At 72.6% G+C, this 18,873-nt stretch carries 12 protein-coding genes; 4 read left to right on the forward strand and 8 right to left on the reverse strand.

What is annotated here, in order from left to right; translation table 11 throughout:
• Position 1 precedes the first annotated feature (1 nt).
• Genes ACGFZA_RS38525 through ACGFZA_RS38535 form a run of 3 tightly spaced genes read right to left on the reverse strand, consistent with a single transcriptional unit; the run spans position 2 to position 4,116 of the window.
• A complete protein-coding gene (locus tag ACGFZA_RS38525) occupies positions 2 to 1,033 on the reverse strand; it encodes a 3-oxoacyl-ACP synthase III family protein (protein ID WP_385286821.1) in 1,032 nt (343 codons plus the stop codon).
• A gap of 31 nt (positions 1,034 to 1,064) precedes the next feature.
• Positions 1,065 to 1,469: a hypothetical protein gene (locus tag ACGFZA_RS38530; protein WP_393685371.1), complete on the reverse strand. Its 405-nt coding sequence runs from the start codon at positions 1,467 to 1,469 to the stop codon at positions 1,065 to 1,067.
• Positions 1,462 to 4,116, reverse strand: a complete 2,655-nt coding sequence (locus ACGFZA_RS38535; protein WP_393685373.1) for a DUF6531 domain-containing protein — start codon at positions 4,114 to 4,116, stop codon at positions 1,462 to 1,464. Before ACGFZA_RS38535 ends, ACGFZA_RS38530 begins: the two co-directional genes overlap by 8 nt.
• 246 nt (positions 4,117 to 4,362) lie before the next feature.
• Between ACGFZA_RS38535 and ACGFZA_RS38540 the strand changes: the two genes are divergently transcribed.
• A complete protein-coding gene (locus ACGFZA_RS38540) occupies positions 4,363 to 7,104 on the forward strand; it encodes an ATP-binding protein (RefSeq protein ID WP_393685375.1) in 2,742 nt (913 codons plus the stop codon).
• On the opposite strand, the gene ACGFZA_RS38545 is transcribed toward ACGFZA_RS38540, so the two are convergent.
• The 3 genes from ACGFZA_RS38545 to ACGFZA_RS38555 all read right to left on the reverse strand — a co-directional run bounded on the left by ACGFZA_RS38545 (position 7,041) and on the right by ACGFZA_RS38555 (position 9,685).
• Positions 7,041 to 7,751, reverse strand: coding sequence for a 4'-phosphopantetheinyl transferase (locus tag ACGFZA_RS38545; protein WP_393685377.1), 711 nt, complete (start codon positions 7,749 to 7,751; stop codon positions 7,041 to 7,043). The two genes, ACGFZA_RS38540 and ACGFZA_RS38545, sit on opposite strands and share 64 nt — an antisense overlap.
• Positions 7,752 to 8,141: 390 nt before the next feature.
• Complete coding sequence (locus ACGFZA_RS38550; RefSeq protein ID WP_385286969.1) at positions 8,142 to 8,909, reverse strand: thioesterase II family protein; 768 nt, start codon at positions 8,907 to 8,909, stop codon at positions 8,142 to 8,144.
• 2 nt (positions 8,910 to 8,911) lie between these two features.
• On the reverse strand, positions 8,912 to 9,685 hold the full coding sequence (locus ACGFZA_RS38555) for a BTAD domain-containing putative transcriptional regulator (protein ID WP_385286967.1): 774 nt from the start codon (positions 9,683 to 9,685) through the stop codon (positions 8,912 to 8,914).
• 173 nt (positions 9,686 to 9,858) lie between these two features.
• On the opposite strand from ACGFZA_RS38555, the gene ACGFZA_RS38560 reads away from it, so the two are divergent.
• Complete coding sequence (locus ACGFZA_RS38560; protein ID WP_393685380.1) at positions 9,859 to 10,107, forward strand: DUF6059 family protein; 249 nt, start codon at positions 9,859 to 9,861, stop codon at positions 10,105 to 10,107.
• Between the two features lie 33 nt (positions 10,108 to 10,140).
• Here the strand turns inward: ACGFZA_RS38560 and ACGFZA_RS38565 are convergent, their stop codons facing one another.
• Entirely contained in the window at positions 10,141 to 11,466 is a 1,326-nt protein-coding gene (locus tag ACGFZA_RS38565) for a geranylgeranyl reductase family protein (protein ID WP_393685382.1), read from the reverse strand.
• 651 nt (positions 11,467 to 12,117) lie between these two features.
• On the opposite strand from ACGFZA_RS38565, the gene ACGFZA_RS38570 reads away from it, so the two are divergent.
• On the forward strand, positions 12,118 to 14,712 hold the full coding sequence (locus ACGFZA_RS38570; protein ID WP_393685410.1) for a SpoIIE family protein phosphatase: 2,595 nt from the start codon (positions 12,118 to 12,120) through the stop codon (positions 14,710 to 14,712).
• A 72-nt stretch (positions 14,713 to 14,784) separates the two neighbouring features.
• Here the strand turns inward: ACGFZA_RS38570 and ACGFZA_RS38575 are convergent, their stop codons facing one another.
• Positions 14,785 to 16,953, reverse strand: a complete 2,169-nt coding sequence (locus ACGFZA_RS38575) for a discoidin domain-containing protein (RefSeq protein ID WP_385286961.1) — start codon at positions 16,951 to 16,953, stop codon at positions 14,785 to 14,787.
• Positions 16,954 to 17,441: 488 nt separating this feature from the next.
• Between ACGFZA_RS38575 and ACGFZA_RS38580 the strand changes: the two genes are divergently transcribed.
• Positions 17,442 to 18,872: a helix-turn-helix domain-containing protein gene (locus ACGFZA_RS38580; RefSeq protein WP_385286959.1), complete on the forward strand. Its 1,431-nt coding sequence runs from the start codon at positions 17,442 to 17,444 to the stop codon at positions 18,870 to 18,872.
• The last annotated feature ends 1 nt before the right edge of the window (position 18,873 follow it).

Here is an 18,873-nt window from a genome sequence, read left to right on the forward strand (position 1 = left end):
GTCAGCTCCCTTCCAGGGCGAAGCCCGCCTTGAGCCACTTGCTGGACTCGATGGAGATGCCCACCGCCCGCCGGCCGCCGGCCAGCCGGGCGAGTGCCCGCTCCAGCTGGAGGAAGACGATGGCGTTGCCGCAGTTGCCCGCCTCGTCGACGCAGGAGACGGCCTCGGCGCCCGGCAGGCCGAGCCCTTCGGTGATCAGCCGGGTCATCCGGCCGGACAGCTGGGGAGGCAGCAGCAGATCCACGTCCTCGCGGGCCCATCCCAGGCCGTCCAGGAGCTCGTCCAGCACCTCGCCGGCCATGACCGGGACATGCTTCTCGATGGCCTTGTAGTCCTCGGTGGCCGCCGGCCGGTCGCTGTCCCGGTCGGCGGGGCCGAACCATTCGAGGACGGCTCCGGGCTCCCTGCCGAGCCCCACCAGCCGGGTGAACAGGGCCCGTACGGACACGGCGCCGGGACCCGGCTCGGTGGAGACGACCGCGGCCCCCGCCGCGTCCCCGAACAGGACGTAGTTGACCAGTTCGGCAGGGGCCGTCCTGCGCAGATCGGTGTCCAGGTCGTAGAACCGGGCGATCACGTCACCGCCGAGCACCAGCACGGTACGGGCGCTGCCGCTGTGCAGCAGCTGCTGGGCGACATCGAGTGCCTGGACGGCGCCGGAACACCCCGACTGGAGCTGGAAGGTCCGTACGCCGTCGATACCCAGCCGGTCCGCGACCACATTGACGGTCGCCGGCATCAGCCGGTCCGGTGTGGCGGTGCCCAGCACCACCGCGTCCACCTGTCCCGGGGCCAGACCTGCCCGGTCCAGCGCGGCGCGGCCCGCCTCCTCGGCCAGATCCGCCAGCGACACGGTGAGTTTCCCCGAGTCCAGATCCAGGGCCAGATGACGCGAAGCGGTGCCGATGAAGACATCCACCCACTGCTGCCACAGCGCGTCCATGCCGAACCGCTCCGCCAGTGTGGCGTTGTCCAGCGGCGGGCCGGGAAGCGCGGAGGCCGCCGACCTTATGTACACATCCCGACCCGTCATGAGGGCCCTTCCTCGCTCGTGGGGACCGGTCTCAGTCGGACAGCAGGATCCGCGCCTCGGCGGAGGCCCGGACGCCGGTCATGCGCCAGGTGCGGAAGCCGCGCAGACCCTTGTAGCGGCCACTCGTCCCGGTCGCGGGATAGTGCACCCACTCGCTGGTGCGCACGTCGTTGAAGTCCGCCCACCCCTCGGCGTGGATGGTGCCGTCGTCGAGGGTGATGTCCTCGGTGTAGTAGGTCAGCAGCCCGCCGTCGCCCGGCCGGACGTACTCGATCCGGAACGAGCCGTGCGAGGTGCCGATCAGCTTCCCGTCCTCGTCGTACAGCTCGTCGTCGAACGTGCCGGTCTGCCCGGTGCTCGGGTCGGCGACCTCGACGTCGTCGACCACCTTGACCACGACTTCCCTCGGGACGCGCAGCACGATCTGGTCAGCCATCTGACAGTTCCTCTCGGTGAAGGGTTCGGACATCCCGGGACGGTGGCGCCCAGGCGATCAGGGGTGGGGCGGCGAGAAACGCACCCGGGCCGGTGAGGGCCTCGGCCGCGACGGCGGCCGCCTCGTCCGGGGCACCGGGCGAGGGGAGGAACACCTCCGCGGCGGGCAGGTGCGGGTGGGCCAGGACGGGCCAGAAGCCGTGCCGGGTCCATGTCCCGCTGTTCACGGGGTCGTTGTCGGAGAAGGAGTAGGAGGCGTACTGGGTGCCGGTGGGATCGGGCTGGGTGAAGCGCCCCCAGTACCCGTTGTAGAGGTGGTGGTCGAGGAGGTGCGCGCTGCGCAGCAGCTGGTACGCGCCCCGGTACCGGAACGGGTTCACCGACGCGGCGTCACCCGTCGCCGTCACCGCCCCGTGGGCGGTGTACCGGTAGCGGGCGGCGACGGCCCCCTCCTCGTCGATCAGCGCGAGCACGGAGCCCTGCTGGTCGGTCACCGCCCAGTAGTGGCGGCCCGTGTCCGTGAGGACGGCGAGGAGAGCGCCGTCCGGCGTGCGCACGAAGTCGGACGGCACACCGTCGTCCGTCGCGCGCACGATGCCCAGCGCGGAGTGGGTCAGCACATGGACGACCGTGCGTCCGTCCACGGTGGTCTCCGTGATGCGCCGCGGAGTCTCCTGACCCAGCCCGTCGTAGCGCACGTCCACCACCTGGACCCCGCCGAACACGCCCGTCAGGGTCTGATGGGTGGCGCTGTAGCGGAACGATCCGGTCGGGTCGGTCTCCTCGGTGAAGTTGCCCGCGCCGTCGTAGGCGAACGCCGTGTCACCGAACCTCACCACCTGGCCGGCGTCGTTCAGGGTGAACTCCGTCGCTCCCAGCCGGCGCAGATGATGGGCGTCGTCGTACGCGAACTCGCTGTCACCGGCACGCACGAGGCGCTTGAGCCCGTCGTAGGCGAATCCGGTGAACTCACCGTCGATCACCGAGGAGCGCAGCACGTCGCTGTCGGCGCCACCGCCCGAGCTGTATCCGTACTCGGCCGACAACAGTGTGTCGCCCCCCGGTCCGCGCACGGTCAGCGCGGTCCTGCGGCCGGACGCGTCGTACCGGATCTCCTGTACGGCCGAGCCCAGTTCGATCCGCACCGGGCGCCCGGCCGCGTCACGGACGAACCGGGCGGTGCGGCCGGCCGGTGTGGTGACGGACTCGGTGCGGCCCGCACCGTCCAGGGTGTAACGCGCGGTGCCGCCCGGCGTGGTGAACGAGGTCAGCGCGCCTTCGGCGTCGTACTCCGCGTCGATCCGCTCCGCCCCGGAGCCCGTCTCCCCGGTCCGTACGACCGCCGCCGGACGGTCACCGCGTGCCGTCCTGACCCAGTCGAACGTGTAGGAAACGCCGGGTCCGGCCTTGCGGACCACCCGGCCCAGCGCGTCGCGCGACAGCACCAGCAGCGTCCGGCCCGCGGTCTCGTCCGTGACCTCGCTCAGGCGTCCCGCCGGGTCGTACCGGCAGCCGACGCGCCCACCGGCCCCGCTGGTCACCGACGTGATCCGGGACAGCCCGTCGTACCCGAGGACCGTGCGGCCGAGCGGGGCCGGCGGGTCCACGGTGGTCAGGTCACCGGCCTCGTCGTAACCGAACCGGGTGCGGGCGCCGTTGCCGTCGACGATCTCGGCGAGCCCGCCGTGGAGCGGATCGTAGCTGCGGGAGTCCACGTCCCTCGCCCGTCCCGCAGCGCGGGTGCGGACGAGCCTGCCCTCCACGTCGTACTCCAGCAGGAGCTCGTTGCCCAGCGGATCGCGCAGGGAGGTGAGCGTGCCCTCGCCGTCCAGCGAGGTGTAGGTGACCTGCGAGCGGGCGCCGGTGGGCAGTTGCAGCGAGGCCGGGCGCCCCAGCCCGTCGAAGGTGCGGGTGAGCGTCGCGCCCGCCGCGTCGGTGAGAGAGACCGGCCGGCCCGCCACGTCCCGCGTCACGCGGCGGACCCGGCCCGCGGCGTCCTCGACGGCTACGGGCCGGCCCTGCGCGTCGAAGACATAGCCGGTACGCAGCCCCGTCGGCCCGGTGACGAGCGTGCGGTCCGGCCCGTAGTCGAATGCCGTGAGCGCCTTGCCCCCGGGGCCGGTCCAGGAGAGCTCGGAGACCGCGAACATCCCGTCATACGCGATCTCCACGGTGTCGCCGAGCGGATCGGTGATGCCGACCAGGCGCCCGTCCGCATCCCAGAGGAACGCGGTGGTGGCCCCGTCCGACCCGGTGTGCCGCTCCAGCCGCCCCGAACGGTCGTACGCGAACGACGCAGCCTCGGCCCCCAGCGGATCGACGATCTTCGACACCAGACCGTCGGAGTCGCGGTGGAGCGTCACCACCCGGCCCCGGGCGTCGGTGAAGGTCACCGGTTCGCCGCCGGTGTCCGGTGCGAAGCCGGGACCCGCGGAGTAGGACCAGCCGGGGCCGAATCCCAGCTCAGCCACCGACTGGCTGCGGTACTCGCGGACCAGTCGCAGGTGCCGGCCGGTACCTGCGACGACCAGATCCAGATGACGCACGATCAGTTCACCCTCGTGCAGATCGACCAGCAGCTCGCCGAGGTCTCCGAGCGGCAGGCGCCGCACGGCGCGATGGGCGGGCAGGTCCCGGGACGTGGGCACGGGCGGCTCCTCAGCTGGACCGACTGGACGGCGGGTCTGCGGGGTTCGGACGAGCGTCAGGCTGCCGGGGGTGTCTAAATCGCTGCTAAGTCCACCGGCGGTGCCGTCCCGGCGCGGTCCATGAAGGTTCTGTTACAGAACGATCCATCCCGTCACCCGCGCCTACCCTGGCGAGGGCCACAGCTGTTGGGTGTCTCTCAGCGTCGAGAGCGCGGGAATGCAGACCGGGGGAAGGGGACCTGCGACATGGGCATCACCACCACCATCACCGGGCCGAACACCGTCATCACCGTCCGCGCTGCCGAGTTGGCGCGGCTGACAGAGCTCGTCCGGGCGGCCCGCGACGGCCGGCCGGTCGTCGTGGAACTGACAGGCGACCCCGGAACCGGCAAGACCAGACTGCTCACCGCACTCGCCCGGGAGGCCCGGGGGCAGGGGCTCGCCGTCCTCCACGGCCGCTGCTCCGAGGCGGAGGCGCGGGCCCCGTTCCATCCCCTCGTGCAGGCACTGACCGCATGGCGGGGCACAGCCGCGGAGGCGGGAGCCGGCGCCGCCGCCACGGCGGCTCTCGTGGAAGCGCTCACGGACGTGCCGCCCGGCGCGGAACAGCCCGTCTGGCGCTCCCCGTTCTTCGCAGGGGTGCGCCGCCTCCTCACCACCGGACCTGCCGCGTCCTCCGGCGGCACACTGCTCCTCCTGGACGACTTCCACTGGGCCGACGCCGGCTCGGCCCGGCTTGTGGAAACCCTGATTCGCTGGCCCGTCGACCGCGGCCTCATGGTCGTCGTCGCGCACCGGCCGCGGCAGGCCCCCGTCGCGCTGCGTGCCGTCCTCCAGCAGGGCGGCGAGCTGGGAGCCGTCGAGAGCATCGTCCTCGGAGCCCTGCCGGCCCACCGGTGCGCCGAGGTGCTGGGCCTGCGCGCCGACGCTCCGGAACTGCCCCGGCTGTACGCGCGCAGCGGAGGCAACCCGCTCTACCTCACCGCCCTGGCCGAGGCCGGATCGCTGACCGGGGACGCCCTCGACCTCTGGACATCCAGCTCCCTCGGCGCCCGGCTCCTCGCCGAGACGGAGCTCCTGCCCGCAGTGCCCCGCAGGGTGGTGCACGCGGCGGCGGTGCTCGGCAGCGTCTTCGACATCGACGCCGTCGCCGAGGTGGCGGAGACGTCCAGGGACGAGGCATGCCGGGCGCTCTCCGAGCTGCGCCGCCGCGATCTGGTCCGCGCGACGGCGCAGCCCGGCGTGCTGGAGTTCCGGCACCCGCTGCTCAGAGGGTGCCTCTACGCCGACGCCGACGCCTGCTGGCGCTCGGGAGCACACCGCCGCGCCCGGGACCGGTTCGCACGGCTGGGCCTTCCGGCCCTCGACATCGCCCCGCACATCGAGCGCGCCGGATCCGGGACACGGCCGGCCGACGCGGAGGTCCTGGCCGCCGCCGCGCGCGCCTGCGCGCAGACGGGCAGGCCGGCGGAGGCGGCGCACTGGCTGAAGTCGGCGCTGCGACTGGGCCGCAGGACCGGTGACGACAGCGGGGCGGGTCCCGCCGGCACCGAACTGTGGAAACAGGTGGTCCGTGCCCTGGCCGCCGAGGGCGACGCCGAGCGGATCGTCGCGCTTTCGGCCGAGGTGCTCGCGGGACCCGACGGCAGGTCACCCCGGCTCCGCGTCCGCGCGGTCGCCTTCCTCGCCGCCGTGCTCGCGGCGCTCGGCCACGACGAGGGGGCGCAGGCACTGCTGGCCGCCGAACTCCCCGCCGCGCAAGCCGTTTCGCCCGCCACCGGACTGCTCCTGCGGGTCGGTCAGCAGCTCGGCAAGGTGCTCGCCGGTCAGGTCCCGGCCCGCGCCGACGTCGAGGTGCTCGTGCACGGCACGGACGGCGCCGACCCGGTCACCACGGGCGGGGCCCTCGGCCTCGCCGGGCTGTGCGCCGTGCTCGACGGCGACATGTGCGCGGCCGAGATGTCCCTGGACGCCGCCGCACAGGCCCTGGACGAGGTGGACTCGGGACGGCAGGCCGGGGAGCAGGAGGCCGGCCATCTGCTGGTCCTGAGCTGGGCCGAGGCGCTGATGGGCTGGTACGGGCCGGCGTACGGCCATGCGGAGCGGGCGCTGACGGCCGTACGCGGCCGTGGCGACACGCACTTCCTGCCGCCCCTGCTCGACACGCTCGGCTATGTGCACTACCAGAGCGGCCGGCTGGCCGACGCCCTGAGCGCCGTCCGGGAGGGCAGCGCCGCCGCCCGCGCCATGGGCCGCGGCGACCACGTTGCCCTGTCGGACGCGATCACCGCCGCCGCCTGGGCCCAGCTGGGCCGGACCTCCCCGCGCCCCGCCACGACAGGGGCTCACGACCGGGCCGCGCCGGAGCCCCGGACCCCGCTCAACGCCCTGCTCCTCGCCGAGGCCTCGCTCGCCTCGGGTGAGGCAGGCGCCGCGCTGGCCCTGCTGCTCCCCGAGCGGGACGCCTGGCGGGTCTCCGAGCCCGTCGCCGTGTTCGCGGCCCGCAACTACGAACTCCTGGCCGCAGCGGCCGTGCAGACGGAGACCGACGCGGACACTCTGGACGCCTGGGCCGAACGAGCCGCGGAGGCCGCGTCCACCGTGGGACTGGTCGAGCAGAGCGGGCACGCGTTGCTGGCCCGCGGCCACGCCTTCATGGGCCGGGAGCTGACGGCGGAGGCCGCCCGGTGCTACGGCGAGGCGCAGCGGCTGTTCGGTGACTCCAGCCCCGCAGGCGCCCGCGCCCGCGAACTGGCACGTTCCGCAGTGCGGCTGACGGACCGTCGGGAGAGCAGCGGTCTCGACGAGCTGACCCTGCGGGAGCGGGAGGTCGCCGATCTCGCGGGCGAAGGGCTGAAGACGAAGGACATCGCGGGACGGCTACGGGTGAGCCCGCGCACCGTGGATGTTCATCTGACCCATATCTACAGCAAGTTGGGCGTGAACTCGCGGGCCGCGCTCGTCCGGCTGATGGCCCTGGCGGGCTGAGGCACCCCGATCGCGGTGGCCAGCAGTCCGCCGGCGGCCGCCCATCGGCCGTGGAAGACCCCGACCGCCCGGCCTCCGACCACGGGGCCGGGCACCAGGAGCACCGCACGGAACGTGCCCCCGGGCTCGATCCGGATCTCCGCCTCCGGGAAGTCGAGCAGCAGCCCCGTCAGCGGGAACCAGGCCTTGTACACCGCCTCCTTGGCACTGAACAGCAGCCGGTCCCAGGCCACGCCGGGCCGGTGTGCGGTCAGTCCGGCCACGCGCTCACGCTCCGCCGGCAGGGAGACGGAGGCGAGCATGCCCGGCCGCAGCGGGCGGTCGGGTTCGGCGTCGATGCCCAGCGACGCCAGCACATCCGACCGAGCCACCCCGGCCGCCCGGAAACCGGGGCAGTGCGTCATGCTGCCGACCACGCCGGCCGGCCAGCTGGGCGCGCCCCGGTGTCCCGGTACCAACGGCTCGTACGCGCAACCGAGTTCGCGCAGCGCCGTGCGGGCGCAGTGGCGTACCGTCGTGAACTCCCTGCGGCGCGTGTCCACGGCCCGGGCGACGGCGGCCTCCTCCGCCGGATGCAGTCGGGCCTCCGGCGGATCGTCGTACACCTCGGCCCCCACAGCCCCCGGTGGCAGCAGGGCGGCGATCACCGCGGGACCTCTGGCCCACCGGATCGCGCGGCCGCGTCCGCACCGGGCAGAACGAGCCGCGGCCCGCCCGGTACTAGGGCGTGTGGTGAAAGTCCCGTCTGGCTCGCGACGCCTGGCACGGCACCTCGCCGCGTTGTCGGGGTCGCCCGAGTACGTCCGGTACGCGGGCGACCCTCCGCCTTGCGATGCACCGCACCGGACGCCGCGAGCCCCGCACTCCGGGCGGACGACGCTCCTTTCACCACACGCCCCAGCCCTCGCCGGCTCCATGCGCGGGGGCAGCCGGCCGGACGGCCCGCGCACCACCGGTCGAGCACCACCCGGCCGTCGTCGAACGCCGTGTGCGGATCGCTGAGGGCCGGCAGGCTTCCCGGCCCGCTCACGACGGCCTCACCGCCGGCTCACGGGGACGGCGGCCGACAGCGCGGCGGCGAGTTCCGCGACGGCCGGCAGATGGTCGCCGATGAAGAAGTGGCTCCCCGGGAGCACCCGCAGCTCGAAGGAGCCGGTGGTCCGCTCGCGCCACGCGCGTACGTCCTCGACCGGCGCCTGCGGGTCGCTGTCCCCGGTGAGTGCCACGACCGGGCACGTCAGGGGCACACCTTCCGTCGGCACATAGGCCGCGAGGGCCGCGTAGTCGGCGCGCAGTGCCGGCAGGATCAGTTCGAGCAGTTCGGGATCGTCGAGTACGGCGGGGGCGGTGCCGCCCAGCGAACGGACCCGGGCGAGCAGCGCCGCGTCGGTGTCGAGCCTTTCCGCGCGGGCCGGCAGGCGCGTCGGCGCCCGGCGGCCGGACACGAGCAGCGCCGCCGGTCCCCGGTCCGCCGTCCCGGCGAGTCTCAGGGCCACCTCATGGGCCAGCGAAGCCCCCATGCTGTGGCCGAGGAGGATCCGCGGTCCGGCCGGCGGCGGGCCGCCGCCCAGCGCCTCGGCGATCAGGTCGGCGAGCCGGTGCAGATCGCGGACCGGCGGTTCGCGGTACCGGTCCTGCCGGCCCGGGTACTGGACGGCGCGTACCCACAGGGCGGGGGACGCGGCGGCGGAGAGGGGGTGCCAGTAGCCGGCGGAACCGCCCGCGTGCGGAAAGCAGATGAGCTCGGCGCCGGCACGCGTGGCGTGGTAGCTGCGCAGCCAGGTGTCCTGGCGCTCCGTGGCCACGGTCAGCTCGCCACGGGGAGGTCGAGCAGGCGGTCCGACGTGAGGATCGCCTGATGCAGCCGCCGCAGTGACCGGCAGGGTTCCAGGCCCAGTTCGGATCGCAGGACGCGCTGGGCGGAGCGGTAGACCTGGAGCGCCTCCGCCTGCCGCTCCGAGCGGTACAGCACCAGCATCAGCTGGCGGTAGAAGGACTCGCGCAACGGGTACTCGGCGGTGAGGGTGTTCAGCAGGCTGATGACCTCACGGTGCCGGCCGAGCGCCGTACTGGCCTCGACGGACAGTTCGAGGCAGGCGAGGCGCTCCTCCTCCACCCAGGTGGCGAAGCGGGTCAGTGCCGGGCCCTCGGGCGCGCCGTCGAGGACGGGGCCGCGTACGAGGGACTGTGCCCGGGCGAAGGCGTCCAGGGCGGCCTCGTACCGGCCGGACTGCTGGAGGAAGCGGCCCTCGTGCATGGCCGCGCCGAAGTCGTCGACGTCGTAGCCGGCGCCGTTCAGCCGCATGAGGTAGCCGGACGGCTTGGTGACGATGGCGCTGCCCCGGTCGTCCCCGGCGGCGGTGAGGAACTTCCGCAGCTGCGAGAGGTAGACGTGGACGGCGGCCGACGCCCGCCGGGGCGGCCCCGACCCCCAGAGCTCCTCGATGATCTGTTCCTTCGTGGTGACCCGTCCGGCACCGACGAGCAGGGTGGCCAGAGTCATTTCCATCTTGGGGGCGCTCAGGGTGTAGCCGTGTCCCTCGTGGGAGACGCGGAGGGGGCCGAGCAGTTCGTAGCGCATCGTGACCTCATGCGGTAGGGGGAACGTACTTTCGTGTTTCCGGGTCCCGTCACTGTCGAGGCACGGCGCCTGTCCGCACATCGGGGAAACTGCGTACGTATGCTGATTGGCCGAAATGCGCTGTGGGCTGCCGACTTTGGCGCGGATTTGGAATCGGCGGGCAGGCTGGGGTCATGCGCATCCTCCTCGCCCGTTACCTGCGGTCCGTCGCCTACGCGCTGGTCGCCTTCGGTCAGATCTGGGTCTACATCCCGCCGGTCGCCGCCCCGCCCGTCGCCGCCCCGCCGGACGACGCGCCCTCCGGCGGGCCGCCCCCGGGCCACCCCGAACGCCTGTGCACCGACGTCCCGCTCAGCGAGGCCGAGGTGATCTGGGGGCGGCAGCTTCTCGGGGTTCCCGGGGCGGACCCGCACGCGGGCTGAGTGTCCGGATCCGTCCGGTGGCGGGCGGCCCGGTCAGCGACGCCGGGCGCTCGGGGCGGGGACCAGCCGCACCGTGGTGTTCAGGACGTGGTCGATCACATCGCGCGAGGGCTTGTCGGTCAGATTGCTGAGCAGCCTGGCCAGGGTGTTGAGGAGGAACGGGGAGCCCATCACATAGCGGTTGAGCACGGGCTGGAACCCCGAGCGGCTGAACACCAGGTCGGCGGCCGTGTTGCCGAGCCGGTAGTAGCTGCCCCAGCGGCGGTTCATCTCGACCGGGTAGTGGTGGAGCGCCCTCTCCCGCCTCGGGCCCGTCGGCAGGGCCAGTGCGAGCGCGGCCGACTCGGCCGCGACCTCTCCGGCCTCCAGCGCCTGGCCGATGCCCTCACCGTTCCAGGGGCTGATCATCCCTCCGGAGTCGCCCACCAGGAGTAGCCCCTTGGTGTACAACGGGTGACGGTTGAAGCCCAGGGGCAGCGCGGCGCTGCGGACGGGCCCCTCGGCGTTCTCCTCGCGCAGCCCCCACTCCTGCGGCGTCCGTGCCAGCCACCGGTCGAGGGTGGCCCGCAGGTCGGCCTTGCCGTGGCGGCGATGGGGGATCGCGCCGAGTCCCACGTTGACCCGGCCGTCGCCCATCGGGAAGATCCAGCCGTACCCCGGCAGAAAGTGGTCGCTCCGGGGATAGCGGAGATCGGCCCAGAGCTCCAGGAACTCCTCACGGGACCGCTCGGGGCTGCGGTAGTAGCGGCGGGCAGCCGTGGCGATCTGCCGTTTCGTGTCGCGCTCCAGCCCCATCGCGAGAGCCAGCCGCGCGGAGGCGCCGTCCGCGGCGATGACGAGCGGAGCCCGGTGCACCACCGGGTCTCCCGCACCGGACACCGCCACCACCCCGGTGATCCGGCCGGCCCGGTCGGTCACCGGTTCCGTCACCTTCGCGCCGGTGCGCAGCCGGGCCCCGGCGGCCACCGCGTGGCGGGCCAGGATGTCGTCGAAGTCGTGCCGGCTGCGGGTGAGGCCGAAGTCCGGGTAGCCACCCAGCGCGGGCCAGTCGATCTGCACCTGCCGCCCGCCGGTCACCCAGCGCATCCCGCGCGACCGCGTCCAGCCGGGGGCCTTGATGTCGACGCCCATCCGGATCAGCTGGTGCACCGCACGCGGGGTGAGACCGTCACCGCAGACCTTCTCCCGGGGGAACGCGGACTTCTCCAGCAGCAGCACATCGACGCCCGCTCTGGCCAGGTGGAAGGCGGCGGACGAGCCGGCCGGCCCCGCGCCCACCACGATCACCTGGGCCTCCTCGGACAGTCCGGGGGCGGAGCCTTCGTCCGGGGCGGACCGGTCTGCGTGCGCTTCCCGCATGGGAACCCTTTCCTGGGGTGGCCGGCAACCGCCCGCGGACGGTGACCCTGTACACCGACATCCTGCCGGTTCGCGCCGCCCCGCCGCAGGGTGATCAACATCCCGGATCCCGCGGTCGGTCGGACCTGGTCCGGTACGTGCCTCGGGCCCGCTCCGGAACGTGCCTCGGACCTGCTCCCGAACGTGCCTCGGGGCCGCACGGAGTGCGGCCCCGAGGGCAACGGATGAGCGGAGTGCCGGAGTCAGTACGGCAGCGGGCGCCCCGACGGAGTGCGCAGGTCGAGGGGTGGCGGCCGGGACGGAAGCGGGGGGCGCCGGACGATCCTGATGCGGCTCACGGACACCACCTCCTGTCGGTAATCCGTCATATGCCCGCGCGGTGCGCCCTTCACACGTCCGGCGGCCAGGAACGCACCCGGTCCCGGACGGGCGGCGCCGGAGAATCGTGTTAAACCTGGAGATGTGGGTGGTAAAGGTCGGTTCCGGACGCGATTTCACCACTCCGCCCGGCAGCCGCATCGGCACGATGGCGGCCCCCCGGGCGGTGACGAGCCTGCGCCCTCCGGCCGGAACCCCGGCTGGTCCTCACCGGTCCGCCGGCTGCGCGCCCTGTTCGGCGTCCACACCGTGGCCGGCCAGGTCTTCGTCCTCATGCTGGGCATCGTGACGCTGCTCGTCGTGGCGGCCGTCGTCGCCCTGGTGGTCCAGGGCAGACGGGACAGCATGAACGAGGCGCGGACCCGGTCCCTGAGCGTGGCGGAGACCTTCGCCCACGCGCCCGGAGTCGCGGCCGCCCTGGACAGCAGGGATCCCACCGTCATCCTGCAGCCCCGGGCCGAGGAGGTCCGGCGCAGCACGGACGTGGAGTACGTCGTCGTGGCCGGGACCAATGGCATCCGCTACACCCATCCCGACATCGCGCTGATCGGCAAGCACATCCTCGGCCCGTACAAGGAGGCGCTGGAGGGCGAGGCCGTCACGCGCACGGTCACCGCCAGCCGGGGCCTCGCGATCAACTCGGTGGTGCCCGTGGAACGCCGCGACGGCACGGTCGCCGGCCTGGTGTCCGTCGGCATCAAGGTCGAGACCGTGAACAAGCTCGCCTATCCGAGCCTCCCGTTCGCCCTCGGCGCCGCAGTGGTCGCACTCGCCCTGACCGCGGGCGGCGCGGGTCTGGTGAGCCGCCGCCTGGGACGACAGACGCACGGCCTCGGCCCGGCCGAGATGACCCGGATGTACGAACACCACGACGCGGTGCTGCACGCGGTCCGTGAGGGCGTCCTCATCATCGGTGCCGACGGCCGGCTGGCCCTGGCCAACGACGAGGCCCGCCGCCTCCTGGAGCTGCCCGCCGACGCCGAGGGCCGCGCGGTGACGGACCTGGGACTGGACCCCCGCACCGCGGAGCTGCTGGCCTCAGGGCGCGACGAGACGGACGAGCTGCGACCTGCCGGCAACCGGCTGCTGGCGGTCAACCTCCGTCCCACCGGGGAACGCGGCGGTCCGCCCGGCATGGTGGCCACGCTCCGGGACACCACGGAACTGCAGGCGGTCACCGGCCGGGCGGAGACCGTGCGCGAGCGGCTGCTGCTCCTGTACCGGGCGGGTGCCCGCATCGGGACGACCCTCGACGTCACCACCACCGCGCAGGAGCTGGCGGAGGTCGCCGCGCCCGGGTTCGCCGACTGCGCCACGGTCGACCTCGCCGACTCCGTGCTGCGCGGGGAAGAACCGGAGTCACCCTCCGGTGACGCGATGGACATGCGCCGCACCGCCGTGGGCGGAGTCGGCCCCGGCCATCCGCTCTATCCGTTGGGCCGGGTGATCGGCTTCGTGCCGACCAGCGCGGAAGGGCTCGGCAGCAGCAGCGGTCACACCTGGGTGGTGCCCGACCTGACCGCGTCCCAGCAGTGGCGCACGGCCGACCCCGAGCAGGCCGCGCGGATCCTGGACTACGGATTCCACTCGCTGCTGTCCGTGCCCCTGCACGCGCGCGGGGTCATCCTCGGCATGGCCAACTTCTGGCGCGCGCAGAACGAGGCCCCCTTCGACGCCGAGGACCTGTCCTTCGCCGAGGAACTGGTGGCGCGGGCGGCGGTCAGCGTCGACAACGCCCGGCGCTACACCCGCGAGCACGAGATGGCGGTGACCCTGCAGCGCAGCCTGCTCCCGAGCGGCCTTCCCGAGCAGAACGCCCTGGACGTCGCTTACCGCTACCTGCCGGCGCAGGCCGGGGTGGGCGGGGACTGGTTCGACGTGATCCCGTTGTCCGGTGCCCGGGTCGCGCTCGTCGTCGGCGACGTGGTCGGGCACGGGCTGCACGCCGCGGCCACCATGGGCCGGCTGCGCACCACGGTGCACAACTTCTCCACACTGGACCTGCCCCCGGACGAGCTCCTCGGTCATCTCGACGAACTCGTCGTCAGGACGGACCAGGACGAGGAGACCGGCGGCGGGTCGATCACCGGGGCCACCTGTCTGTACGCGATCTACGACGCGGTCTCCGGGCGGTGCTCCGTGGCCCGGGCCGGGCACCCCGGGCCCGCCCTCGTCCGGCCCGACGGCACGGTGGAGTTCCCCGACATCCCGGCGGGTCTGCCGCTCGGGATCGGCGGCATGCCCTTCGAGGCGATCGAGCTGGAGGTGCCCGAGGGGAGCCGTCTGGTGCTGTACACGGACGGCCTGGTGGAGCGTCGCGGCCGGGACATCGACGAAGGCATGGAGCAGTTGCGGAACGCCCTGGCAGGCCGTGACCGCACACCGGAGGAGACCTGCGACGACGTGCTGGAGGCCCTGCTGCCCACCCGGCCGGGCGACGACGTCGCCCTGCTCGTGGCCCGTACCCGCACCCTTGACCCGGCACGCCGCGTCCAGTGGCAGGTGGCCCCTGACCCCGCGGCCGTCGCCGGCGTCCGCAAGGAGGCGATTGCCTGGCTGGCCGACCGGGGCCTCGACGAGGAGGGGTTCGTCACCGAACTGATCCTGAGCGAGCTCGTCACCAACGCGATCCGGTACGGCTCCGAGCCGATCAGCGTGCGGCTGCTGTACGACCGGGCCCTGATCTGCGAGGTGTCGGACTGCAGCAGCACCTCCCCGCACCTGCGCTACGCCGCGACGACCGACGAGGGCGGACGGGGCCTGTTCCTGGTCGCTCAGTTCGCCGAGCGCTGGGGCACCCGCTACACCGAGCGTGGCAAGGTCATCTGGTCCGAGCAGGCACTCGACGATCCGCCGCCCTCCACGTAGGTGCGGGCCGACGGGACGGGGCCCGGCAGCAACTGCCGGGCCCCGCACGGTTCGTTCACCTCAGATGAGGCTTCAGGGGAACGACACCACGTTCGACGGAACGGTGGAGGTACCGGACGTGGGTGATCCGGTGTTGTTGATGACGTGTTCGTACTGGCCCTGTCCGCCGAGGGAGACGACGAGCAGGTCGTGGAACTTCACGCCGGGCTTCACCGGTGCCTCGAAGCCGTGGTCCTGACGGATCGTCGGGTCGACGTTGAAGTAGCAGTAGCTGCCCAGTCCCCAGCCCTCGTGGGTGGTGACGGAGTCGTCGACCTTGTAGGCCGCGAACCCCTTGGTGCTGCCGTTCTGTACGGCGGCCTGGTTCGGGGCGTCGTACGCCTTCTCGTTCTGGAAGAAGATCGTCTTGCCCCTCTCGCCGGACCAGCGCACGTCGTACTTGTTGAAGTGCTCGACGAACAGGCCGGTCGCGAGTACGTCGTCACCGTTGACCTGGAGGCCGTAGTCGGAGCGGTTGGTCTCCCAGCCCACCCCGTCGCCGTGGTCGGCGCGCCACAGCCAGGTGTGGTCGACGATCGTGTCGTCGTTGTTGATGACCATGCCGGTGGTGGCCTTGCCGGCCCCCGCGCCGCCGACCCGGATGAACACGTCCTGGACAGTGGTCGGGTTCGCCGCGTGGTCGGCCGAGGCTCCGTCGGGGCCGACCTGGACCAGCACCTGGGAGTTCTGCGGGCCGGCGTCGACGAGCAGTCCGGCGAGCTTCACACCGTCCACGTCACCGACCTTGATGGCCGTGACCCCGTTGTCCGGGATGATCGTCGCGAGACCCAGGCCGAGCACGACCGTGTTGGCGCGGTCGATGTTGATCGTCTGGTTGACGTGGTAGATGCCGGGCGTGAACAGCAGGTGCAGTCCCTGCTGCACGGCCGCGTTGATGGTGGCGGCGGAGGCCCCGGGCTTGACCACGTAGAACTGGCTCAGCGGGATGGACTCGCCCTGCGGTGTGCCGTTCCAGGAGACGCCGCGTGCGTTGGTGCGCTTGGCGGGGACGAACACCTTGTAGGTGTTGCCGTCCAGGTACAGGAACGGCTTCTCGCGCGAGACCGGGGTGTTGTCGAGGGTCGTGTACGGGGGGTTGGGGAAGCTCTGGGCGGGCGCGCCCTCGACGCCGGAGAACGTCATGTTCCAGACGCCGTTGCCCCAGCTGCCGATGGAGCTGTCGCGGGTGTACCACTGCTGCTGCGAGTACGGGCCGACCTGGCCGTCGATCTTGCTGTCGGCGATGTACCCGCCGCTCGCCCAGCCGTAGCCGTTGGGCGCGAGGTTGAGTCCGCCCTTGACGTGCATGCGGCGGAAGGGGGCGGCCTGGGAAACGGCCCAGCGGTCGGTGCCGCTGACCGGGTTGAGTGCGAGGTTCTCGGCCGAGCGCCAGAAGTTCTGCGTGGCGTTGCCGTTGAACCAGCCCGCGTCGACGGTCACATCACCGTTGAACGTGGTGTCGTCCGGCTTGAGGCCGAGGCCGGCGATCTGGGTGTAGAACCCGATCTGCGCGTTGATGTTGTTGTACGTGCCCGGCTTGAACATCAGCGCGTAGCGGCCGGTGCCGAACTGGGCCGACTCCTGCTGCTTGAAGATCTCGTCGACCTTGGCCTGGATGCCGGGCGTCGAGGGGTCGAAGACCAGGACGTTGGGTCCGAGATCGCCGCCACCGGGGATCTGCGGGCCGCCTCCGCCGCCGGTGGTGCCGAACACCTGGAACTCCCAGAGCGAGTAACCGTACTGGGTCGCCCGGGTGGTGCCGGTCAGCCGCACGTAGCGGGCGGTGCCGGAGACGTTCAGCGTCTCGTTGCCCCCCGGGCTCGTGGTGGTCGAGTAGGCGGTGCTCCAGGTGCTGTCGTCCGTGGAGAACTCGATCTTGTAGCTCTTGGCGTAGGCGGTCTCCCACCTCAGCGCGATCTGGCTGACCGAGGCGGCGGAGCCCAGGTCGACCTTGATCCACTGAGGGTCGGAGGCGGCGCTCGACCAGCGGGTGCCGTTGTCGCCGTCCACGGCGGACGTGGCGGGGGTGCCGTAGTTCTCCTGGCTGGAGGCGGTCACCGTCTTGCCCTGCGAGAGCAGCGAGGGTGCCGCGCTGGCGGAGGTCGACGGCACGAAGGCCAGCAGCGAGACGACGAGACCGGCGACGGCGGCCAGTACGCCGGTGCGTCTTTTCCCGGTCGGTGCTGCGGGTCTGTGGAACATGGGGGATGCGTACATGGGGGCTTGTCTCCTGAGTCGCGGTACGGGTGCACGACACGAAGCCGGAGAGCGCTCTCTCCGGCCGATGGGGATACTTCTCTCTCGCATCCCCACACGTCAATAGGTGTGCAACACCGGGTTGAACGAGTGGCGTTGAGAACAACAACTGATGACTGATACGTCCTGATTGACCTCGTTGCCGACACCTTGAGGCACTCTTGACAAGGGATCTGACGGATCGTTGGTTCAGGTGATGACGCAGTGGTCGCGGTCGGTGAGGGGCGCCCGTCCGGCCGTTGCCACCGCAACCGGACCGATCCCGGTGCCTGTGCGGCCGATCGTGGGCGCGCGCACCGGAAACCGCTGCGCCTGTTACCGGACATCTTGTCGACGTGCGGGGGACAGCGGCCGCGACTGCTCGCTATCCTCCGGGACATGAGCCGTGAGCATGGCGCGCGGGGCGTCCTTGACCAGGCGCGACGGGGTTCCGGGTGAGCGAGACCATGGGTCCTGTTCCGGCGGACGCCCGTGCCTCCGAGGTGTGGCGGTCGTTCGGCGCCCGGCTACGGCAGTGGCGCAGAAGGGCCGGGCTCACGCAGGCCCAGGTGGGTGCCCGGGTCGGCTACGACCACACCGCCATCAGCAAACTGGAGCACGGCAGCCGCAGGACCCCGCTGCCGCTGGCCCGCCGCCTGGACGAACTGCTGTCGGCGGAAGGTGAGTTGCTGACAGCGTGCGAGGAAGCCGAGGAGCGGGAGCGTGAGGGAGGCGGGCGCGGAGCGCCGGCCACCGTACGGAGGGGGCCGTTGCCCGGGGAGCCCGCGGGCGGAGCACTTCCGGCGATGCTCCCGCCGGGGACCGTGTTGCCCGCGCGTCTGCCCGCCTACGGACTCGTCTGCCCGGTGCACGGACGGGACGGCTGCTCGGTGCCCGTACTCACGGATGTCATCGCCCTGCACACGGCTTTCTGCGCACTGGGCCCGGACACGGAGTCGCGCCCTGCCCTGGACGACGACACGGTGCACGCGCTGACGGCGCTGCTCGCGGTCTGTCTGCGCGCCGACGAGGAGCGCGCCTGGCCGGGAGCGACCGCAGTCGTCGAGCGCACGCTGCACGCCATGCTCCGCTGGATGGCCCTTCCGGCGGCCTCGTATCAGCGTCAACTGGCGCCGCTCGCGGCCGAGTACGCGCAGTCGGCCGGCTGTCTGCGGCTGCTGTGGGGCCGGAACGGGACCGCGATGGCCTGGCTCGACCGCTCGCTGCTGTGGGCCGCCATGGCCGGTCACGTCGGGACGCAGGTCGCGGCCCTCAGCGATATGAGCACCCTGGCGCGGCTGGAGGGCGACGGGCCGTCGGCGCTCGCCTACGGCGGGGCGATCGGCCAGGCCGCCGCCGGCCGGCACTGGGCGGGAGCCATGAGCGATCTCTACCAGGCGCGCGGTCACGCGGTCCGCGGTGACGCGGCCCGGACCCTGAAACACATCGACCGCGCCCGGTCACAGATGGACCGGGCCCGCGAACGCGACGAGACGGAGGCGCCCTGGCTCTCCGTCGCCTCGGTTCGCCTGCGCGTGGAGTCCGGTGCGGCCGGTGCGCTGCGCGACCTCGCGGCGGCCACGGGCGACCGCCGTTTCGCGCTCAGGGCCGTCGACGCGGTACGCACGGCACTCGGGCTGCTGCCACCGGGCATGCACTCGGCGCGGATGCTGTTCCTGGCCCGGATGGCCGACGCCCACGCGTGCGCCGGCGACCCGGCGGCGGCGCACGCGGTGGCGGGCGCGGTCCTGGACACCACCGAGGTGAATCCGTCCACGCTGCTCGGTCAGGAGCTGCGCGGACTCCACGCCAGACTGGTGGCCCACTCCGGCGGCGGTCCGGATGCCGACGGCTTCGTCGGCAGACTGGCGGCAGTGGTCCGCTGAA

Source organism: Streptomyces sp. NPDC048211 (assembly GCF_043202315.1).
GTDB lineage: Bacteria > Actinomycetota > Actinomycetes > Streptomycetales > Streptomycetaceae > Streptomyces.